16 protein-coding genes and 1 pseudogene are annotated in these 17788 nt (G+C 44.4%); 8 read left to right on the forward strand and 9 right to left on the reverse strand.

From position 1 onward, the window contains the following. The first annotated feature begins 14 nt into the window (after positions 1-14). Positions 15-659, forward strand: a complete 645-nt coding sequence (locus ACFSTG_RS08005; RefSeq protein WP_380750731.1) for a DUF4403 family protein — start codon at positions 15-17, stop codon at positions 657-659. Here the strand turns inward: ACFSTG_RS08005 and ACFSTG_RS08010 are convergent, their stop codons facing one another. Then, a complete protein-coding gene (locus tag ACFSTG_RS08010; RefSeq protein WP_380750734.1) occupies positions 660-1490 on the reverse strand; it encodes a universal stress protein in 831 nt (276 codons plus the stop codon). A gap of 102 nt (positions 1491-1592) precedes the next feature. On the opposite strand from ACFSTG_RS08010, the gene ACFSTG_RS08015 reads away from it, so the two are divergent. The 4 genes from ACFSTG_RS08015 (at position 1593) to ACFSTG_RS08030 (ending at position 7350) form a co-directional block, all read left to right on the forward strand. Continuing rightward, positions 1593-2042 carry an RNA methyltransferase gene (locus ACFSTG_RS08015; protein WP_380750737.1) on the forward strand — a complete coding sequence of 150 codons (450 nt, stop codon included), beginning with the start codon at positions 1593-1595 and terminating at the stop codon, positions 2040-2042. A gap of 67 nt (positions 2043-2109) precedes the next feature. Beyond that, on the forward strand, positions 2110-3000 hold the full coding sequence (gene era / locus ACFSTG_RS08020; protein WP_380750740.1) for a GTPase Era: 891 nt from the start codon (positions 2110-2112) through the stop codon (positions 2998-3000). Between the two features lie 183 nt (positions 3001-3183). Beyond that, the gene (der, locus tag ACFSTG_RS08025; protein ID WP_380750743.1) at positions 3184-4488 is read left to right on the forward strand and encodes a ribosome biogenesis GTPase Der; all 1305 of its coding nucleotides are present in this window, start codon (positions 3184-3186) and stop codon (positions 4486-4488) included. 90 nt (positions 4489-4578) lie between these two features. Continuing rightward, positions 4579-7350, forward strand: coding sequence for an outer membrane beta-barrel protein (locus ACFSTG_RS08030; RefSeq protein WP_380750746.1), 2772 nt, complete (start codon positions 4579-4581; stop codon positions 7348-7350). A 118-nt stretch (positions 7351-7468) separates the two neighbouring features. Here the strand turns inward: ACFSTG_RS08030 and ACFSTG_RS08035 are convergent, their stop codons facing one another. Genes ACFSTG_RS08035 through ACFSTG_RS08055 form a run of 5 tightly spaced genes read right to left on the reverse strand, consistent with a single transcriptional unit; the run spans position 7469 to position 10622 of the window. Then, positions 7469-8269 carry a TPM domain-containing protein gene (locus tag ACFSTG_RS08035; RefSeq protein ID WP_380750749.1) on the reverse strand — a complete coding sequence of 267 codons (801 nt, stop codon included), beginning with the start codon at positions 8267-8269 and terminating at the stop codon, positions 7469-7471. Then, positions 8270-8707: a TPM domain-containing protein gene (locus ACFSTG_RS08040; protein ID WP_380750752.1), complete on the reverse strand. Its 438-nt coding sequence runs from the start codon at positions 8705-8707 to the stop codon at positions 8270-8272. It abuts the gene before it with no gap. Positions 8708-8713: 6 nt separating this feature from the next. Then, the gene (locus tag ACFSTG_RS08045) at positions 8714-9313 is read right to left on the reverse strand and encodes a LemA family protein (protein ID WP_380750755.1); all 600 of its coding nucleotides are present in this window, start codon (positions 9311-9313) and stop codon (positions 8714-8716) included. After that, positions 9313-9645, reverse strand: coding sequence for a MerR family transcriptional regulator (locus tag ACFSTG_RS08050; protein WP_380750758.1), 333 nt, complete (start codon positions 9643-9645; stop codon positions 9313-9315). The genes ACFSTG_RS08045 and ACFSTG_RS08050 overlap by 1 nt, the downstream gene beginning before the upstream one ends. Beyond that, positions 9645-10622 (reverse strand): M23 family metallopeptidase, encoded by a 978-nt coding sequence (locus tag ACFSTG_RS08055; RefSeq protein ID WP_380750761.1) that lies wholly within the window; start codon positions 10620-10622, stop codon positions 9645-9647. Before ACFSTG_RS08055 ends, ACFSTG_RS08050 begins: the two co-directional genes overlap by 1 nt. Before the next feature lie 133 nt (positions 10623-10755). Between ACFSTG_RS08055 and alaS the strand changes: the two genes are divergently transcribed. The 3 genes from alaS to ACFSTG_RS08070 are packed head-to-tail and all read left to right on the forward strand — an operon-like array spanning position 10756 to position 15026. Continuing rightward, positions 10756-13368, forward strand: a complete 2613-nt coding sequence (gene alaS / locus ACFSTG_RS08060) for an alanine--tRNA ligase (RefSeq protein WP_380750764.1) — start codon at positions 10756-10758, stop codon at positions 13366-13368. 47 nt (positions 13369-13415) lie between these two features. Continuing rightward, entirely contained in the window at positions 13416-14354 is a 939-nt protein-coding gene (locus ACFSTG_RS08065) for a GSCFA domain-containing protein (protein WP_380750767.1), read from the forward strand. 57 nt (positions 14355-14411) lie between these two features. Next, positions 14412-15026, forward strand: coding sequence for a DUF4230 domain-containing protein (locus ACFSTG_RS08070; RefSeq protein WP_380750770.1), 615 nt, complete (start codon positions 14412-14414; stop codon positions 15024-15026). Positions 15027-15029: 3 nt separating this feature from the next. Here ACFSTG_RS08070 and ACFSTG_RS08075 read toward each other — a convergent pair whose 3' ends face one another. From ACFSTG_RS08075 to ACFSTG_RS08085, 3 genes and pseudogenes are all read right to left on the reverse strand, one after another. Continuing rightward, entirely contained in the window at positions 15030-16787 is a 1758-nt protein-coding gene (locus ACFSTG_RS08075) for an aromatic amino acid hydroxylase (RefSeq protein ID WP_380750773.1), read from the reverse strand. Between the two features lie 148 nt (positions 16788-16935). Beyond that, the gene (locus ACFSTG_RS08080) at positions 16936-17472 is read right to left on the reverse strand and encodes a DUF4136 domain-containing protein (protein ID WP_380750776.1); all 537 of its coding nucleotides are present in this window, start codon (positions 17470-17472) and stop codon (positions 16936-16938) included. 18 nt (positions 17473-17490) lie between these two features. Then, positions 17491-17788: pseudogene (locus ACFSTG_RS08085) on the reverse strand (urocanate hydratase); the annotation flags it as partial.

Below are 17788 nucleotides of genomic sequence, written 5' to 3' on the forward strand. Positions count from 1 at the left end.
TAAAAACAGGTCACATGGAAAATAGCGGAAGATCAACAAAGGAAAATGTTATGCTGCGCCTGCCGGTGAAAATAAGATATACGGCAATAGAAAGATATCTAAGAGAGAAATATATAGGGGAAGTCCTTAAGGAAGAAAAGAAAGACGGTGAAGAGAAGGAATATGCCGAGGTGCTGGCTATATCATTGGGAAAAAGTGAGGAAGAGAATTTTGACCTTGCTCTTAATCTACAGTTAAGAACTCTTACCTCTTTTTTCAAAAACAAGATCCTCAGGGTGAGGGTGCATCTGGCAATGACTTTTGACCCCGACAAGCAGGAAGTGAGGATATCAGATTATCAGCTCGAAGGGGAGAATAATAGCTGGTTGATCAATAAGTTCCTGCAGGTAATGGCCAATACTTTTCTGTTCAGCGGATTCAGGAAAAAGATGAAATATGATTTCCGCCCCCTCATTGAAGATCAGGTCCTTGATCTCAACAAAAAATTGCAGGGCGATATGGAAGTGTATGACGGGATAAATATTTCTGGAAACCTATCTGAATTTCGCATAGCTGACCTCATTCCCGGTCAGGCTCACCTGCTCATCTCTGTGGTGATCGCCGGTAATACGGTGATTGATATTGAAAAGATCAATTTTTCAGAAGGAAAAATTTCCTGATCATTCATTGCTATTGATGCTCAATACCGGCATCTCGAGCTTGTTGATCAAGCCTTCAGAAATACTTTTTCGATAAAGAGGTGATAGGCCTGCCCTGCCGTGGGTGATCACCCCCAGCATATCGCAATGACAGTTCTTTAGGAATTTTTCAATTCCCCGCTGCTCATCATGCGCATTAATGACAGTATGCTTCACATTTTGACCGGAATATTTTTGCAGGAACCTGTTGAGTTTCTCCTCGATCTCTGTACTTTCCCTGAAATTGTATGGGGTATTAACATATAACAACTGAATTTCTGCTCCCAGCGCAATGGCAATTTCCATGATCATTTCAAAATCTGCCAGAGATTCATTCTCGAAATCTGAAGCTATTGCAATATTTTTAGGTAGGACCGGTCCATCCCCTCGTTTAACGGCCAGCACCGGGACGGGAGATTTGCTCATGACTTTATGGGTATTGGTACCTGCCATTTTATTAAAACCTTTTTGGCCATGGGTTCCCATCACCACAAGGCTGTAATGTTCCTTATTGATATATTTATGGATCTCTTCTATACCGGTATTGAAGATGAGGGAAGAGCTGATCTCTACTCCGTTCTTTTCTGCTCTTCTTTCTAATTTCACCAGTTGATCCTTCGCTTCCCCAATAGCTGCTTTGGTTTCAGGATATAGCGATTCCTTTTCCAGCGGCAGTTTTCTCCAGTCAACAGGTGTAGAGATAAGGTGCAGAAAGGTGACGCCGGTGTTCATTTTTTTCGCTATCTCTACTCCCAGGTCGGAAGCGTAAGAGGCGCTTTCAGAAAAATCTGTGGGAATAAGTACATTTTTCATGGCCGAGAGTTTTTCTAAAGATATTTGGAAAGGGGTATTTTTGAAATGATTAAAATCATTCTTTAAATTTTTCAGGGTTTTTCGAATTACTATTTTTGGCTCATGAAAGTAGATAATCTGGAACAGGGATTCTTCGGAATTGGGATCCAAAATGGCAAGACTCCCGAAAATCTTGGAGTTCTTTGGCGTTCTGCCCAGAATATGGGAGCAAGTTTTATTTTTACGATTGGGAACAGGTATGCCAGGCAGGCTTGTGACACCCATAAGGCCATTGGGGCCATGCCTTATTTTCATTATCAAACCTTTGAGGATTTTTACCGGCACCTGCCCAAAGGAGCCATGCTGGTGGGAGTGGAATTGACAGAGGAGGCTAAACCCCTTGAAACTTTTGAACATCCGCGGCGCTGTGTCTATCTCTTAGGTGCTGAAGATCACGGCCTCTCCCGTAAGGCTATTGAAAAAGCACATTTTCTGGTAAAGTTCCAATCCACTTTCAGCCTTAATGTTTCAGTTGCAGGTAGCATCGTCATGTATGACCGCGGGATGAAGTAGTAATTTTCCGCAGAAATCAATCTTTTGAGCTGCTTTAGAATTAGGTATCTTTGTAAAAAAATAAGTTATGGCTCACAAAGCTGGTTTTGTCAATATCATAGGAAATCCCAACGTGGGAAAATCTACCCTCATGAATGCTTTTATAGGGGAGAAACTCAGTATAATCACCTCTAAGGCGCAAACCACTCGTCACCGTATCCTGGGGATCGTCAACGGGGAAGACTTTCAGGTCATCCTGAGTGATACCCCGGGGATCATAAAACCTGCTTACCAGCTACAGGAATCTATGATGGATTTCGTGAAATCGGCTTTTGAAGATGCAGATATACTGGTGTATATGGTTGAAATAGGCGAACAAGAACTTAAGGATGAGTCATTTTTCAATAAGATCATTCATTCTGAAATTCCTGTTTTGTTGTTGCTGAACAAGATCGATAAATCAAACCAGGAACAACTGGAAGATCAGGTACAGCTGTGGAAGGAAAAAGTACCTAATGCCGAGATCTTCCCGGTTTCTGCCCTTGAGGGCTTCAACGTCCCACAGATCTTTAACCGAATCGTGGAACTGCTGCCCGAGTCTCCTGCTTTCTATCCTAAAGACACCTTAACCGATAAGCCCGAACGCTTCTTTGTCAATGAGATCATCAGGGAAAAGATCCTGATGCATTATAAAAAAGAGATCCCTTACAGTGTTGAGATCGACACCGAAGAATTCTTCGAGGAAGAAGACATAATTCGCATGCGTAGTGTGATCATGGTGGAACGTGAAACCCAGAAAGGGATCATTATTGGTCATAAAGGAGCGGCCTTAAAAAGGGTAGGAGTGGAAGCCCGGAAAGATCTTGAAAAATTCTTCGGAAAGCAGGTACACCTGGAACTGTATGTAAAAGTGAACAAGAACTGGCGTAGCGATGCAAGGCAATTGCGTCGTTTCGGATATTCGGGAGATAAAAAATAAGTTCCTTTTCTGATTTTTCACTCTACCGAAAAATCCTTTTTTTCAGTGGTGTCTCCCTTTAATCCGAATAAATTTGGTGAAGAGAGGTTACTTTCCGCAGCAGTTGAAAATTAGATAGATATACATGTAAGGCAATTGCTTTAAAACACCTAATTTTGCACCCTTATTTAGAATTGAGTAATTATGAGCAGTATTGTAGCCATTGTAGGGAGACCTAATGTTGGAAAATCAACTTTTTTTAACCGGTTAATTCAGCGTAGGGAAGCTATTGTAGATTCTGAGAGCGGGGTGACCCGTGACCGGCACTACGGAAAAAGTGACTGGAACGGTAAGTATTTTTCTGTCATAGATACCGGAGGTTATATACTGGGAAGCGATGACATCTTTGAAGCCGAGATCGATAAGCAGGTAGAACTTGCCATTGACGAAGCCGATGCCATCATTTTTATGGTAGATGTAGAGACTGGCGTCACTCCTATGGATGAAGATGTAGCCGCTTTGCTGCGGAAGGTGAACAAACCAGTTTTCCTGGCTGTAAATAAGGTAGATAACTCCAAACGCCTTGAAAATGCGGTAGAATTCTACTCATTGGGTTTAGGTGAATATTTTCCTATTGCAAGTACTAGTGGTAGCGGTACGGGGGAATTACTGGATGCCCTGGTGGAAGCCCTGCCGGAAGATACCCGTGAAGAAGATGCCGAATTGCCCCGTTTTGCGGTAGTTGGCCGTCCCAATGCGGGAAAATCGTCATTTATCAATGCGCTTATTGGGGAAGACAGGTATATAGTGACCGATATTGCCGGTACCACCCGCGATTCTATAGATACCCGCTACAATCGTTTCGGATTTGAATTTAACCTGGTGGATACCGCCGGGATAAGGAGAAAATCCAAGGTAAAGGAAGACCTCGAATTTTATTCGGTTATGCGGTCTGTCAGAGCCATTGAACACTGTGACGTTTGTTTGATCGTGATGGATGCCACCCGAGGATTTGACGGACAGGTTCAGAACATCTTCTGGCTGGCCCAAAGAAACCGGAAAGGGATCGTGATCCTGGTGAACAAGTGGGACCTGGTTGACAAAGAGACCAACACCATGAAAGAATACGAAGCGAAAATTCGCCAGGAGATGGAACCTTTCACAGATGTCCCTATCGTATTCATGTCTGTACTCACCAAACAGCGTATCTTCAAAGCTATAGAAACAGCTGTTGAGGTCTACCAGAACCGCAGTAAAAAGATCAAGACCAGTGAGCTTAATGAAGTAATGCTTCCTATCCTTGAAGCTTATCCGCCGCCGGCCTATAAAGGAAAATACGTGAAGATCAAGTTCTGTATGCAGCTTCCTACACCCCAGCCGCAGTTCGCATTTTTCTGTAACCTGCCGCAGTATGTCAAGGACCCTTACAAGCGGTTCCTGGAGAATAAACTTCGCAAGGAATTCAACTTTACGGGAGTTCCCGTTTCAGTATATTTCAGAAAGAAATAAAAACCCATGTAACTTTTTCTCTTTTTGAGAGTCAAATGGATACTGCCGGCAAAACCCGGCGGTATTTTTTTTGTTTAAAAATCCCCCATAATGAGAATTTTTTCATTTCTATGCCTGCTTCTTTTTTCCCTGGGAGCGGCGGCACAACAATTTGAGATTTCCGGAAAATTAGTAGATAAGAAGACCAGCCTTCCCCTGGAGTCGGCTACGGTTTTTGTAGAAAAAGTCTCAGACAGCGCCCTGGTTTCCTATACCATTTCAAATGCAGAAGGTATTTTCGTGATCCAAGGTTCCAATAAGTCAGATTCTTTGCGCCTGGTGAGTTCCTATAGTGGTTATGCCCCTTATACCAGAATAATTGAACTCTCAGGACCCAGGGTAGATCTAGGGTTAGTGAAAATGGAAGAGATGAATACCATGTTGGGAGAAGTAACAGTGATCTCAGAGAGGGTTCCCGTTATTATAAAAAAGGATACGCTCGAGTTCAATGCGGGTTCTTTCGCGACCCGTCCCGATGCTAACCTGGAGGAGGTAATGAAGAAACTTCCGGGAGTCGAAGTAGATGCCCAGGGGAATATTACTGTAAATGGTAAACCTGTTTCCCGGATTTTAGTGAACGGAAAAGAATTCTTCGGGAACGATCCCAAGATCGCAACCAAGAACCTTCCGAAGGAAATTATTGATAAGATACAGGTGGTCGATACCAGGACCAAGTCTGAAGAATTCACCGGGAAAGCCGGAAATCCAGATGACAAGACCATCAACGTAACCATTAAAAAAGACAAGAACAAAGGTTATTTCGCCCGGGCCACGGCAGGTGGCGGTACAAATGGGAGATATGAGCTTAGCGGGATAGGGAACTATTTTAAGGATGACCTTAGGGTAAGTGTGTTGGCCGGAGGCAACAACATCAACAGCGCCGGTTTTAGTTTTGATGAGATATTCGACATGATGGGAAACAGCGGCCGTGGTCGCAGTATTTCCTTTAACCGCAACGGCAGTTTTAGTATTGGCGGGAACAGCTTTGGCAGCAACGGCGGTATCACAAAAAGTGAAACGGCCGGTTTCAATTTCGCCAATGAATGGGACAAGAAATATGAACTTACCGGCGATTATTTCTTCGGAAAAAATGACACCGAAACAAAGACCATAGTACAGAGAGAGACTTTTCTGCCAGACAGGACCTACTATACCAATTCAGTATCCTCCGGAAACTTGATCAACGAAAGTCACAGGGCCAACGCAGGTTTTGAGGTCGAGATCGATACCCTTACCAAGTTATCCATTCGTCCCTCGGTGAATCTCAACGACGGTTTCTCCACCAGGAGCAGAACCTCAGAGCGAATTGATGAGGAACGGGAGGTGATGAGTACCACCTTTGACAATGAGGACCTGAGAAAAAGAACTTTTACTAACCGTATTAATTTTATTAGAAAATTCGGGAGTCGCGGGGCTTACCTGCAACTGGACCTTGTCAACCGAAATGAGTCTGGTGAAAGCGAGAACAGGTTCTTTTCAGAACAGCTTAATTATGAAGACGGAATCCTGTCAGATTCAGAAGTGCGCGATCAATTCATTTTGGAAGATAATACTACAGATGAGTATGAAGCAGGGATCACCCAGCGTTCTGTGCTCGCCGAAAAACTCTTCCTGGACCTTTCTTATGACTTCAGCACCCGTAAATTGGGCAATACGCGTGATGTTTTTGACCTCGACCAGGCCACAAACAGCTATAGCGATTTCAATGAAGTGTTGAGCAATGATTTTGAGGCTACCAGCCTGAAGCATATTCCTAATATAGGGCTGAACTATGAAGGGGAAAAGTGGCGGCTTGGTTTCGAAACAGGTCTTTTGAGTACCAGGCTTAAGAATGAGGATTACCTTTCAGAAACATCCTTTAACCGTAATTACAATAACCTTTTCCTTAACACCAGCGTAAGATATACCATGGGCAGGGGAAAATCAATGTACGCCTATTACCGTAATGATACAAATATCCCTACCATCAGGGAACTGCAGCCGGTGGCCAATTTTACAGACCCGTTGAATATTATCATAGGGAATCCGGAGTTAAAACCCACTTTTACACATAACTTTAATTTTGGCCTTCACAATTTTGATTTCGCGACCCGCAGTGGTTTCAGTCTTTATGCTTCAGCCGGTCTTTCTGAAGATCTTGTGGTACCCTATAGCGTGACAGATGAAAATCTCGTCACCACAACTACTTTTAGAAACCTTGATGGAGGATTAAGAGCTGGAGTAGGTACTTATTACAACAAACGTTTTAAGAAGGAGGAGACAGCGTTCAACTACCGGTTAGGGATGAACGCCAATTACAACCGGCAGGTAGGTTTTTCCAACGGTACCCGGTATAATGCAGATATGTTTACTATTAATCCTTCTGTACGTTTTGGCTACGATTACACCGAGCGAATTGAGACCAATTTAAGGTATGAATTGGGTTATAACTTTTCAGATTACGACATTAGGCGTGACAGGCAGGAGGAATTCGTGAACCATACCATAGGTCTTGAGGTGACCACTTACTGGCCGAAAAATGTGGTTTTTGGAAATGATGTTTCCTTCAGTTACTTCGGAAATACCGCACCCGGTTTTGACCAGACGTCGCTGTTATGGAATGCGAGCCTTGGCTACAAGTTCCTGAATGATGATGCTACCCTGAAGGTAAAGGTTTACGACCTGCTCAATGAGAATGTAAGCACCCGAAGGACTACCGGGGAGGATTATGTACAGGATACCGAAGAACTTATCCTGGAACAGTATTTCATGCTGAGTTTCACTTATAAGCTTAGCAAGTTTGGAGGGAAAGATCCTAATAAGAGAAAAATGATGAGGTTCTAAAAATATTTGAAGCATAAAATACAAGAACTCCCGAAAATGACCTTTTCGGGAGTTCTTGTATTTCTATCATTTAAGATTTAAGATCTCATGTCTCATATCTAAAGTTTCATGTTTAATGCTACCATCCTCCGCCGGCACCACCACCGCCAAAACCACCGCCGCCGAAGCCGCCACCAAAACCGCCTCCGCCGCCAAAGCCTCCACCTCCGCCAAGGCCTCCACCGCCTCCAAATCCTCCACGGCCAAGGCTGCTAAGGATTAGGATGTCCAGCAGTCCGCCGCCTCTTCGGTGACCGCCTTTTCCGCCGCCACCTCGTTTGTTGCGTCCGCTTAAAACGATCATGAAGAAAATGAAGATAAGCGCAAGGATGATGAATCTTGGGGTCGAGCCACCGCCGTTTCTTTGCTGCGGTGTGCCTTTGTAAGTTCCGGCCAGTACCTGCATGATGGCATCTGTACCTGCATCCAGTCCGCGGTAAAAACTTCCTGCCCTGAATTCAGGCAAAATGACGTTGTCAACAATGTTTTTGGACATGGCGTCGGTAAGGTCTCCTTCCACGCCATAGCCTGTTGTTATCCAGATCTTTCTTTCCTCTTCTGCCAGCATGATCAGGATCCCGTTGTCTTTATCTTTCTGGCCAATTCCCCATTCATGCGCCCATTCGGTTGAATAAGTTCCAATATATTCCCCTTCCAGGGAGCCAATGGTCACCACGACGATCTGTGTAGAAGTGGTATCGGCATAATTGATAAGCTTTTGTTCCAGGCTCTTTTCTTCTGAAGGGCTTAGCACTTCGGCTTCATCGTAAACACTGGTCTGCAGGGCAGGTCTCTTCGGAATCTCACGCTGTGCCTGTACTGCCAGAGTAGTACCTGTCAGCAGGATAAAAAACATGAAGATCCGGGGTAAGTATTTCATTTATCTGGATATTTTATCCGAAAGCTGGTTTTCGTCATCTCCTTCGCTCCAGGGGAAATGCACCTGTAATTCGTGACCGGCACGGGTAATACCGTCAATAAGACCCTGCTTGAAGTTACCTTTTTTGAATTGGGCAACAATAGCGTCTTTGGTGCTCTCCCAGAAATCGGGAGGAACCACATCGTTGATCCCCTTGTCGCCGTAGATCACAAAATTACGGTCATCAATAGCGACATAGATCAGTACACCGTTATCTTCCTTGGTATTGTCCATTTTGAGAAGATGGAACACTTCCATGGCACGTGCCCAGATGTCTCCTTTACTGCTCTTCTCAATATGCACCCTTATTTCCCCCGAAGTCTTACGTTCGGCCTGGCGAATCGCTTTTACGACTTCTTCCTCTTCTTGCTCCGTAAGGAACTCCTCTATTTTCGCCATGGGTAATTAATTAAAGTCAAATTCTACGTCGGGAGCAGTTTCTGCGCCGGGATCTGATGCGTATGGAGGCATTCTGTCAAAGCCATACATACCCACGATCACGTTATTAGGAAACCTCCTTATGAACCTGTTGTACTCTGTCACAGATTCATTATAGCGGTTCCTGGCCACATTGATCCTGTTCTCGGTACCTTCCAGTTGTGATTGCAATTGCTGGAAATTCTGGGTAGCCTTGAGTTCGGGGTAACGTTCTACGGTCACCAATAGCCTTGAAAGGGCAGAGGAAACTTCTCCCTGCGCCCGCCTGAATTGTTCGATCTGGGCTTCAGAAAGATTCTCTGCATCTACATTAACAGAGGTAGCTTTGGCTCGCGCTTCGATCACATCTGTAAGGGTTCCCCTTTCAAAATCGGCTGCACCTCGCACTGTACTAACCAGGTTGTCGATGAGATCATTTCGTCGCTGGTAGGAGCTTTCCACATCTGCCCATGACCTGCGGGCCTCTTCCTGTTTGTCTACGGCAGAGTTATATTTCCCCACAAAGAGAAAATAAATTCCAAGAACAATTGCACCAATTATCAATACGGGGACTAGCCACTTTTTCATTATAGTTGATTTTTTAGGTTGATTAGCGTTGATTTGATATTCTCCAGTTTCCGGATTATTTCAAAGTTAGATAATGTTTTCCGGCTTTTCTCCTCCTTTAGGTGGATTTTCGCACCTTCAAGGGTAAATCCTCTCTCTTTTACAAGATGGTAAATAAGTTCGAGGTTCTTGATATCCTCCCGGGTGAATTTCCGGTTTCCTTTGGCGTTCTTTTTGGGTTTGATCACATCAAACTCCTTTTCCCAAAATCTGATGAGCGAGGTATTCACCCCAAAAGCATCAGCTACTTCTCCAATTCCGTAATACAGTTTTTCGGGCAGCTCTACGTGCATTAGTCTAGAGATTGATTTTCTTGTTGGGACTGTTGCAGGATCTCGTCATATTCCGCAGGGGAAAGATTGCCGTAATAGAAGTTGATGGGGTTGATCCTTTCATCGTCCTTGAAGATCTCGTAGTGCAGATGAGGTGCCTGGGAGCGTCCAGTGCTTCCCACAAACCCGATAAGGTCCCCACGTTTCACTTTTTGACCCGCTTTTACATTGTATTTGTACAGGTGGGCATAAAGGCTCACATAGCCGTAACCGTGATTTATCCTTATGTGCCGCCCGTAGCCGCTGGAACGGTTATCTGCGCGGTCTACCGTTCCGTCACCGGGAGCATAAATAGGGGTGCCCCGTGGAGCAGTGAAATCCATCCCGTAATGAAATTTGCGCACTTTGGTAAAAGGATCTGTCCTCCACCCGTAGCCCGAAGCCATACGTTTAAGGTTCTCGTTCTTTACCGGCATAATAGCGGGAATAGACGCCAAAAATTGCTCCTTGTCCTCAGCCAGATGTACGATCTCGTCAAGAGAGCGGGACTGCACCACCACCCTTTTGGTGAGCATGTCTATCTTTTTATGACTTTCGATAATTAGTTTGGAGTTATCATAGCCTTCCAGGTTTCGGTACCTGTTCACACCCCCGAATCCTGCAAGACGCTGCTCTTCAGGGATGGGATTGGCTTCGAAATAAAGTCGGTAAATGTTATTATCCCGGTCTTCAACATTCGCAAGGACCTCCTGTACCTGGTCCATTTTGCGGTTCAACATCCCATACTGCAACTTCATGTTCTCCAGTTCCCTCTTTAAGGCTTTTTCCTTGGGGGTCTCCAGCTGCGGAATGTTGAGGTAAATGACCAGCAGAATAAAGCCCGCCAGAAATGCACTGACGGTACTGAGTATAATGAATCCCAGCTTCCGGCCCTTTTTTCGCTCTATCTTTTTATAGGAAAGCGTCTCACTATCGTAATAATATTTAACCTTCGACATAAGTTAAATTATGCTATTTTTGCGTTACTATGCTGTTGCAAGAACAGTGCAACTTAAGCTAGAGGAACGAACAAATATAAAAATTGTTTTCTCCCCCGCATAATTTAATAAATACTGAAAATTTTATTCCTACATGAGATCCCAGGACATTCGTACTAAATTCCTAGAATTCTTTCAATCCAAGTCCCATACTATTGTGCCCTCAGCTCCCATGGTCATCAAGGATGACCCCACGCTGATGTTCACCAATGCAGGGATGAACCAGTTCAAAGAATACTTTTTGGGCACCGGCACCCCGGCCAGTCCCCGGGTGACCGATACGCAAAAATGTCTCAGGGTGAGTGGAAAACATAATGACCTGGAGGAGGTAGGGAAAGACACTTACCACCACACCATGTTTGAGATGCTTGGAAACTGGAGTTTTGGCGATTATTTTAAAAAAGAAGCCATTCAGTGGGCATGGGAACTATTAACCGAAGTTTACGGGATTGATAAAGAGATACTTTACGTTTCTGTATTTGAAGGCAGTGAAGAGGAAGAGATCCCGGTGGATGGCGAAGCACTGGCCCTTTGGAAGCAGATCGTACCCGAGGACCGTATCATTTTCGGAAATAAAAATGATAACTTCTGGGAAATGGGTGACCAGGGGCCTTGCGGACCTTCTTCAGAAATTCATGTTGATCTAAGGTCAGAAGAAGAAAAAGCACGAATTCCCGGAAGGGACCTGGTCAATAAAGATCATCCTTTAGTGGTTGAAATTTGGAACCTGGTCTTTATACAGTTCAACCGGAAAGCAGACGGTTCGCTGGAAAAACTTCCGCAGCAACACGTAGATACAGGAATGGGCTTTGAACGCCTGAGTATGGTGCTGCAGGGGGTGAAATCAAATTACGATACAGATGTCTTCACGCCCTTGATCACCGAGATCCAGAAGATCACCAACTCGACCTACGGAAAAAACGAAGAAACAGATATCGCCATTCGCGTGATCGCAGATCACGTACGTGCAGTGGCTTTTGCAATTGCTGACGGCCAGTTGCCCGGAAGCACCGGTGCAGGTTACGTGATACGTCGAATTTTGAGAAGGGCTATCCGCTACGGGTTTACCTTCCTTGATCAGAAAGAAGCTTTTGTATACAAATTGGTGGATACCCTGAGCAAACAAATGGGAGAAGCTTTCCCGGAGCTCCGTTCACAAAAGGAGCTTTGTAAGAATGTAATACGAGAGGAGGAAAACTCCTTTTTACGTACCCTTGATCAGGGACTGGTTCTTCTGGACCAGATCATGAAGGAGTCCCAAGACAGAAATGTTTCAGGAAAAAAAGCTTTTGAGCTGTACGATACCTATGGCTTTCCCATTGACCTCACCGCATTGATCCTGGGCGAAAAGGGATATACGCTGGACCAAAAAGGATTTGAAGAAGAACTTCAAAAGCAAAAGGACCGTTCCCGTAACGCGTCCAAAGTCACTTCGGGGGACTGGGAGATACTTTCAGATGAAGAATCTGCAGGGTTTGTGGGTTACGACAGTCTCGAAGCTGAGGTGAAGATCATACGTTACAGAAAGGTAGAATCTAAAAAGGAGGGACAACTTTACCAGCTGGTGTTCAATAAAACCCCTTTTTATCCGGAAGGCGGTGGCCAGGTAGGGGATAGAGGTATTCTCGAAGACAGGGATGGGGAAGTGGTTTATATTACCGATACCCGGAAGGAAAACAACCTTATCATCCATTTGGCCAAAGAGCTGCCGAAAGATCCTGCCGCGACTTTTAAGGCTGTTGTAAACCCTGTCCGCAGGGCTCGTACAGCCGCCAATCACTCTGCTACACATTTGCTGCACCAGGCATTGAGAAAGGTTTTGGGGCCGCACGTAGAGCAAAAAGGATCTATGGTGCACAGTGATTATTTGAGGTTCGATTTTTCTCATTTTAGTAAAGTAACTCCTGAGGAACTTAGGGAGATCGAAAAATTCGTGAATTCCAGGATCTCTGAAAAACTGCCTTTGGAAGATAACCGCGAAATGTCCTACCGGGAAGCGTTAGAGGCCGGTGCAATCGCTCTTTTTGGTGAGAAATACGGGGATAAGGTTCGTGCCGTTAAATTCGGGGAATCCATGGAATTGTGTGGAGGTACTCACGTAGGCAATACTTCAGACATCTGGCATTTCAAGATCATTTCTGAAGCTGCCGTGGCATCAGGAATACGGCGTATTGAGGCAATCACAAATGAAGCCGCGAAAGAATATTTTTCTGAACAAACCGAAACCTTCAGCGAAATAAGATCTGTCCTTAAAAATGCCAAAGATCCGGTGAAAGCTGTGATAAGTCTGCAGGAAGAGAATGCTGAACTAAGAAAACAGGTGGAACAACTTTTAAAAGATAAAGCAAAGAACCTGAAAGGGGACCTAAAGAACGAAATAAGGCAAATTGAAGGAGTGAATTTCCTGGCCAAAAAGGTTGACCTGGATTCTGGCGGGATCAAAGATCTGTCTTTCCAGCTTGCTGAAGAATTTGACAAGCTCTTCCTTTTGTTTGCAAGCGACCAGAACGGAAAAGCCTTATTGTCCTGCTATATTTCAAAGGACCTGGTAAAGGAGAAGGATCTGCATGCCGGTAAAGTCGTGAAAGAACTGGGGAAATACATCCAGGGTGGCGGTGGCGGACAGCCGTTCTACGCTACTGCGGGAGGTAAGAATACGGCAGGTATTAATGAAGCGCTGCAAAAAGCTGAAGACTTCGTCAAATAAATGACACCAGACCTGAAACCTTGCAGGTCTGGTCTAAAATTCAACTAATGGAATTCCGCACTCAGGTTCCAATTCATCCGCAGGAACCAAAGATAGGTTACTCCTCAAAAGTGCTGCTTTTGGGCTCTTGTTTTGTTGAAAACATGGGAAATAAGCTGGAATATTTTAAATTTCAGCAACTGCTGAATCCTTTCGGGATCCTCTTCCATCCCGCGGCCATACATAATTTTTTAAACAGTGTGGTTCAGAAGAAAAAGTACACAGAGGAAGATATTTTCTTTCATAATGATGCATGGCATTCCTACCGGGCTCATTCAGACCTTAGCAGTTTAGAAAAAGAAGTAATTTTGGACCGGCTTAATTCGGCTGCAGAAGAGACCCGTACCTATCTCAAAACGGCATCCCATGTGATCATTACTCCCGGCACCGCCTGGGGATATAGATTAAAGAAAACAGGAGAAACGGTCGCGAACTGTCATAAGGTTCCGCAGAAAAATTTCAGCAAAGAATTGATCGATGTTGAAACCAATCTTTTTGAATGTGTAAGACTCGTTAGGGAACTTAATCCTGAGGTCACTGTAATCTTTACAGTTTCTCCGGTTCGTCACCTTAAAGACGGGTTCATTGAGAATCAATTGAGCAAGTCCCGGCTTATCACTGCTGTGCACCAGGTAATTTCTGAAGAAAAGAATACCGCTTATTTTCCGGCGTACGAGATCATGATGGATGAACTGCGGGACTACCGGTTTTATGCCGAAGATATGCTGCACCCTAACGCGATAGCCATAGATTATATATGGGAAAAGTTCACTGAAACCTGGATCCCTTCCGAAGCATTACCGGTGATGAAAAAGGTAGAAACCATCCAAAAAGGTCTTTCTCACAGGCCTTTTAATGAGGATTCTGAAGCGCATAAAAAATTCAGGAAGGATCTTCAAAAAAAGATAAGTGATCTGCAGAATAATTATCCCGAAATCAGGTTTTAAAGTAATCTTTCACATTTTCTTCAAATAAAGGCTGCAGGGAATTTGTAACTTTCCCTCATGAGAAAATTTCTATATGGTGCTCTGGTAGTACTTCTTTTGGTCTTTGCCGTGCGTTATTGCGAGAACAGGAACAGCGAAAGAGACCGGCTGGAGGAGAGTTCGGCCCTCATACAGGAGCAGCTGAAAAATGTCGGGAAGCTGGTGGTTACTGAAGGGACTTTTTCGCAGGTGTATACCTTTAATGACTCTAAAAAGTTCTACCTGGACATATTTTCTGCCAGGAAAAAAGCCCTGATCGTGGTGAATGCCAAAGCGACCGTCGCCTATGACCTAAGTAAACTGCAGGTGGAGGTAGATGAGGAAAACAAGATCGTGACCATCACCCATATTCCCGAGGAGGAGATCAATATCTATCCAGATATCAAGTATTACGATATAACCCAGGATTACCTGAACCAGTTTGACGAAAAAGATTACAACAGGATCAAGAACAGGATCAACAGTTCAATAATGGAAAAAGTTGAAAATTCAACTCTTAAATCCAATGCGAAGAACCGGCTCGTGAGCGAACTTCAGAAGATTTACATCCTAACCAGTTCCCTGGGCTGGACCTTAAGATACAATGATGAAGAATTCACCACTTCCGAAGATATGACCCGGCTTAAGCTTTAACTTTTAACCTGCCACAAAATCTGGTTTGATCAGGCTTATCCCACCATCGATCAAATGAGCCACTTCAGGGCGTTGTGCCCTGACTTTTTCCAGGTGTTCCAGGACTTCGGAAGCCAACCTTTCGTCTTTGTCATGTGCCAATTCAAAGATCTCTACCGAAAGCAACCAGTCTTTTGGATGGTGTTTTTTCAAAATGTCAAAAGCAGCTTCAAGAGAGAATTTAGTATTCTTTCCTTCCCGGATATTCCTTACCGACTCATAAAGTGATTCCAATTCCTGTTTCTCAGGGGTCTTTTTGCTCTTGATAGTGGTAGAAGAGGTCTTATGGGTGATCATATCAAACGAATGCCAGTCTGCCGGGCCGGCAAAAGCAGAAACAACTTCCTTACCTACGGCCATGTCGTATTTCCCCCATTCGGGTTTGAAAAGAACTTCTTCTTTATAGGTAACCGTGCAGTCTTTGAGACTGATCAAAATGATCTTTCCCTGCAGGTTTCGGGTTCCCGTTATGATCTCTCCTTTAACGACTACTCCGCCTTCAAACTCAAAGGCCACTTTAAGGCCTTCATAGATATCATATGCTCTAAGGTCTCTTGGACTCATATCCTCAATAGCCAGGTTAATGCCCTTAAGTTTGCCTACCGGAGATCCAAATCCGTCCGGATGGTTCTCAATACCATGTCCCACAAGTTCTTTATCCCGGTTTGCCAGCGCGGTCTCTCCGGTGGTCTGGAAATAGACCGGGTTTCCTTCATGCTCTATCACCCGCGTAAAATCGCCTGATATCTGTAATCCGGTACTAAGTTCAATGGTTCCTACATTTTTGGAATTAATAAGCTTTTTGATTCCCTCCAAACCTCCGACCCTAAGAGCCATTTTATTGGCAAATTCTTCGAGGACCATGCTCAGATGAGCAAAATCAGGAGTAACATAGAGTTGAGGCTGCGGTTTGGTAATGTCAAATTCCTGTTGTGCGGCTTCGATGGAATAAGGTAGCTTCTTCACTTTGTCTGTCATGCACCAGGCGCTTTCCCCAATAGAGGAGAGCAGGCCGGCGCCATAGATCCTGGGGTCCTCCACTGTCCCTATGAGTCCGTATTCCACAGTCCACCAGTGCAGGTTTCGTATCTGTGCCATTTCGCTCTGTTCCCTCAGGTCATTCTGAAGTTCATCCACGCGCTTTTCGGCGACGGCGATTTCTTCATCGGGTGTGTCTTCAGCTTCCTTGATAATAGACAGGTGTCTTATTGCTTCATAGATTTCGTAGTCCTTAGCGCTGGAAATTGCTTTGCAGCCAATTTCGCCAAAACGACGCAGGTATTCGGCATATTCAGGATTTGCGATAATGGGTGCGTGACCCGCACCTTCATGGATGATATCAGGGGCCGGGGTATATTCAATATGGTCCAGCTGCCTTATGTCACTGGCGATAACCAGCACATTGTAGGCCTGGAATTCCATGAATGCAGCAGGGGGAATAAATCCATCAACTGCAACAGCTGCCCAACCAATCTCCTTGAGTATTCTGTTCATCCCATACATGTTGGGAATGTGGTCTATGGAAATCCCGGTTTGACGCAAGCCTTCAAGATAAGAGGAATGTGCAACCTTGCTTAGGTAGTCTACATTCTTGCGCATCACGTACCTCCATACAGCCTGATTAACGGCGGTATAGTCCTCATAGTTCTGAGGTTTAATAAACTGTTTGAGGTGTGCCGGTAGGCGGTCAATTATCTCATTGGATTCAAATTCCTGTTCCATAAAAATCATCTAAAAAATCATGCGTTTAAAGATACAAAAATATTATCTCCTTAAAATTCTGAAGCATAGATAAGTAGGCCTTGACGGAATGAAAAAAGCCGCTAAAAAAATGGTTATTTAACGGCTTCAGCTTGGGGGGACAACTTTTTTAATTCTTTCCGGGAGGATACTTTTCGAGGATCTCTTTGACGATCTCATTGATCCTTCCCTGTTTACGTTCTACGTCTTTGGCAAGAGCAGCTGTTCCCATTCCCTGCCATACGAGTTCTTTTCTTTCAGCATCTATAAGGTCAATATACAGTGTACCTTCAGTAGTGGAGCTTACCGTGTTGTATCCAGATCCCCAGTACCATGGGTGCCATCCCCAGCCGTATCCATAGGCGTAGTTATGGTTGTAAATATTGATGTTTTCTTTGGTCTTGGTAAAGATGCTGACTAAGAGATCAGGGTCTTCAGATTTGGTGAAGCCTTTTTGTTGCATTTCTGCCTCTATAGCACGAAGGATCCTCTTTTTATCAAGATCAGAGATCTCAGCTTTGTCAATTCCCGGTTTGAAGAAAGCAAAGGATTGATACTGATTGAAATTTGCTTCCCGATCATAATCGGTAGCTACTTTTACTGTGTTGCACGAGTTAAGAACCAGCACAAACAGGAGGAGAACCGCAGTAATTTTTAATGGTTTCATAGGCCTGTAGTTTAAGTTTTACATTTGGTTAAGCAAACTCTCATCTACCATATTAGGAAGCGTGACTTTTAATTTAGGTTCTGTTTCCATGGCCCTTTTAATTGCAAACACGGCTCCTTCATTACGGGCCCAGGATCGTCGGGAGATCCCATTGTTTACATCCCAATATAACATAGACTTAAGTCGTCTTTCAGATTCTAAATTACCCTCAAGAACCATACCGAATCCGCCGTTGATCACCTCTCCCCAGCCTACACCCCCGCCGTTGTGAATGCTCACCCAGGTAGCTCCTCTAAAGCTGTCGCCAATGACATTC

The organism is Salinimicrobium flavum (genome assembly GCF_042684505.1).
GTDB lineage: Bacteria > Bacteroidota > Bacteroidia > Flavobacteriales > Flavobacteriaceae > Salinimicrobium > Salinimicrobium flavum.

Bases quoted from the DNA above. Each gene is read 5' to 3' on its own strand.
- ACFSTG_RS08005 (WP_380750731.1), top strand. From the start codon at position 15: ATGGAAAATAGCGGAAGATCAACAAAGGAAAATGTTATGCTGCGCCTG.
- ACFSTG_RS08010 (WP_380750734.1), bottom strand. From the start codon at position 1,490: ATGAAAAATGTACTTATTCCCACAGATTTTTCTGAAAGCGCCTCTTAC.
- ACFSTG_RS08015 (WP_380750737.1), top strand. From the start codon at position 1,593: ATGAAAGTAGATAATCTGGAACAGGGATTCTTCGGAATTGGGATCCAA.
- era (WP_380750740.1), top strand. From the start codon at position 2,110: ATGGCTCACAAAGCTGGTTTTGTCAATATCATAGGAAATCCCAACGTG.
- der (WP_380750743.1), top strand. From the start codon at position 3,184: ATGAGCAGTATTGTAGCCATTGTAGGGAGACCTAATGTTGGAAAATCA.
- ACFSTG_RS08030 (WP_380750746.1), top strand. From the start codon at position 4,579: ATGAGAATTTTTTCATTTCTATGCCTGCTTCTTTTTTCCCTGGGAGCG.
- ACFSTG_RS08035 (WP_380750749.1), bottom strand. From the start codon at position 8,269: ATGAAATACTTACCCCGGATCTTCATGTTTTTTATCCTGCTGACAGGT.
- ACFSTG_RS08040 (WP_380750752.1), bottom strand. From the start codon at position 8,707: ATGGCGAAAATAGAGGAGTTCCTTACGGAGCAAGAAGAGGAAGAAGTC.
- ACFSTG_RS08045 (WP_380750755.1), bottom strand. From the start codon at position 9,313: ATGAAAAAGTGGCTAGTCCCCGTATTGATAATTGGTGCAATTGTTCTT.
- ACFSTG_RS08050 (WP_380750758.1), bottom strand. From the start codon at position 9,645: ATGCACGTAGAGCTGCCCGAAAAACTGTATTACGGAATTGGAGAAGTA.
- ACFSTG_RS08055 (WP_380750761.1), bottom strand. From the start codon at position 10,622: ATGTCGAAGGTTAAATATTATTACGATAGTGAGACGCTTTCCTATAAA.
- alaS (WP_380750764.1), top strand. From the start codon at position 10,756: ATGAGATCCCAGGACATTCGTACTAAATTCCTAGAATTCTTTCAATCC.
- ACFSTG_RS08065 (WP_380750767.1), top strand. From the start codon at position 13,416: ATGGAATTCCGCACTCAGGTTCCAATTCATCCGCAGGAACCAAAGATA.
- ACFSTG_RS08070 (WP_380750770.1), top strand. From the start codon at position 14,412: ATGAGAAAATTTCTATATGGTGCTCTGGTAGTACTTCTTTTGGTCTTT.
- ACFSTG_RS08075 (WP_380750773.1), bottom strand. From the start codon at position 16,787: ATGGAACAGGAATTTGAATCCAATGAGATAATTGACCGCCTACCGGCA.
- ACFSTG_RS08080 (WP_380750776.1), bottom strand. From the start codon at position 17,472: ATGAAACCATTAAAAATTACTGCGGTTCTCCTCCTGTTTGTGCTGGTT.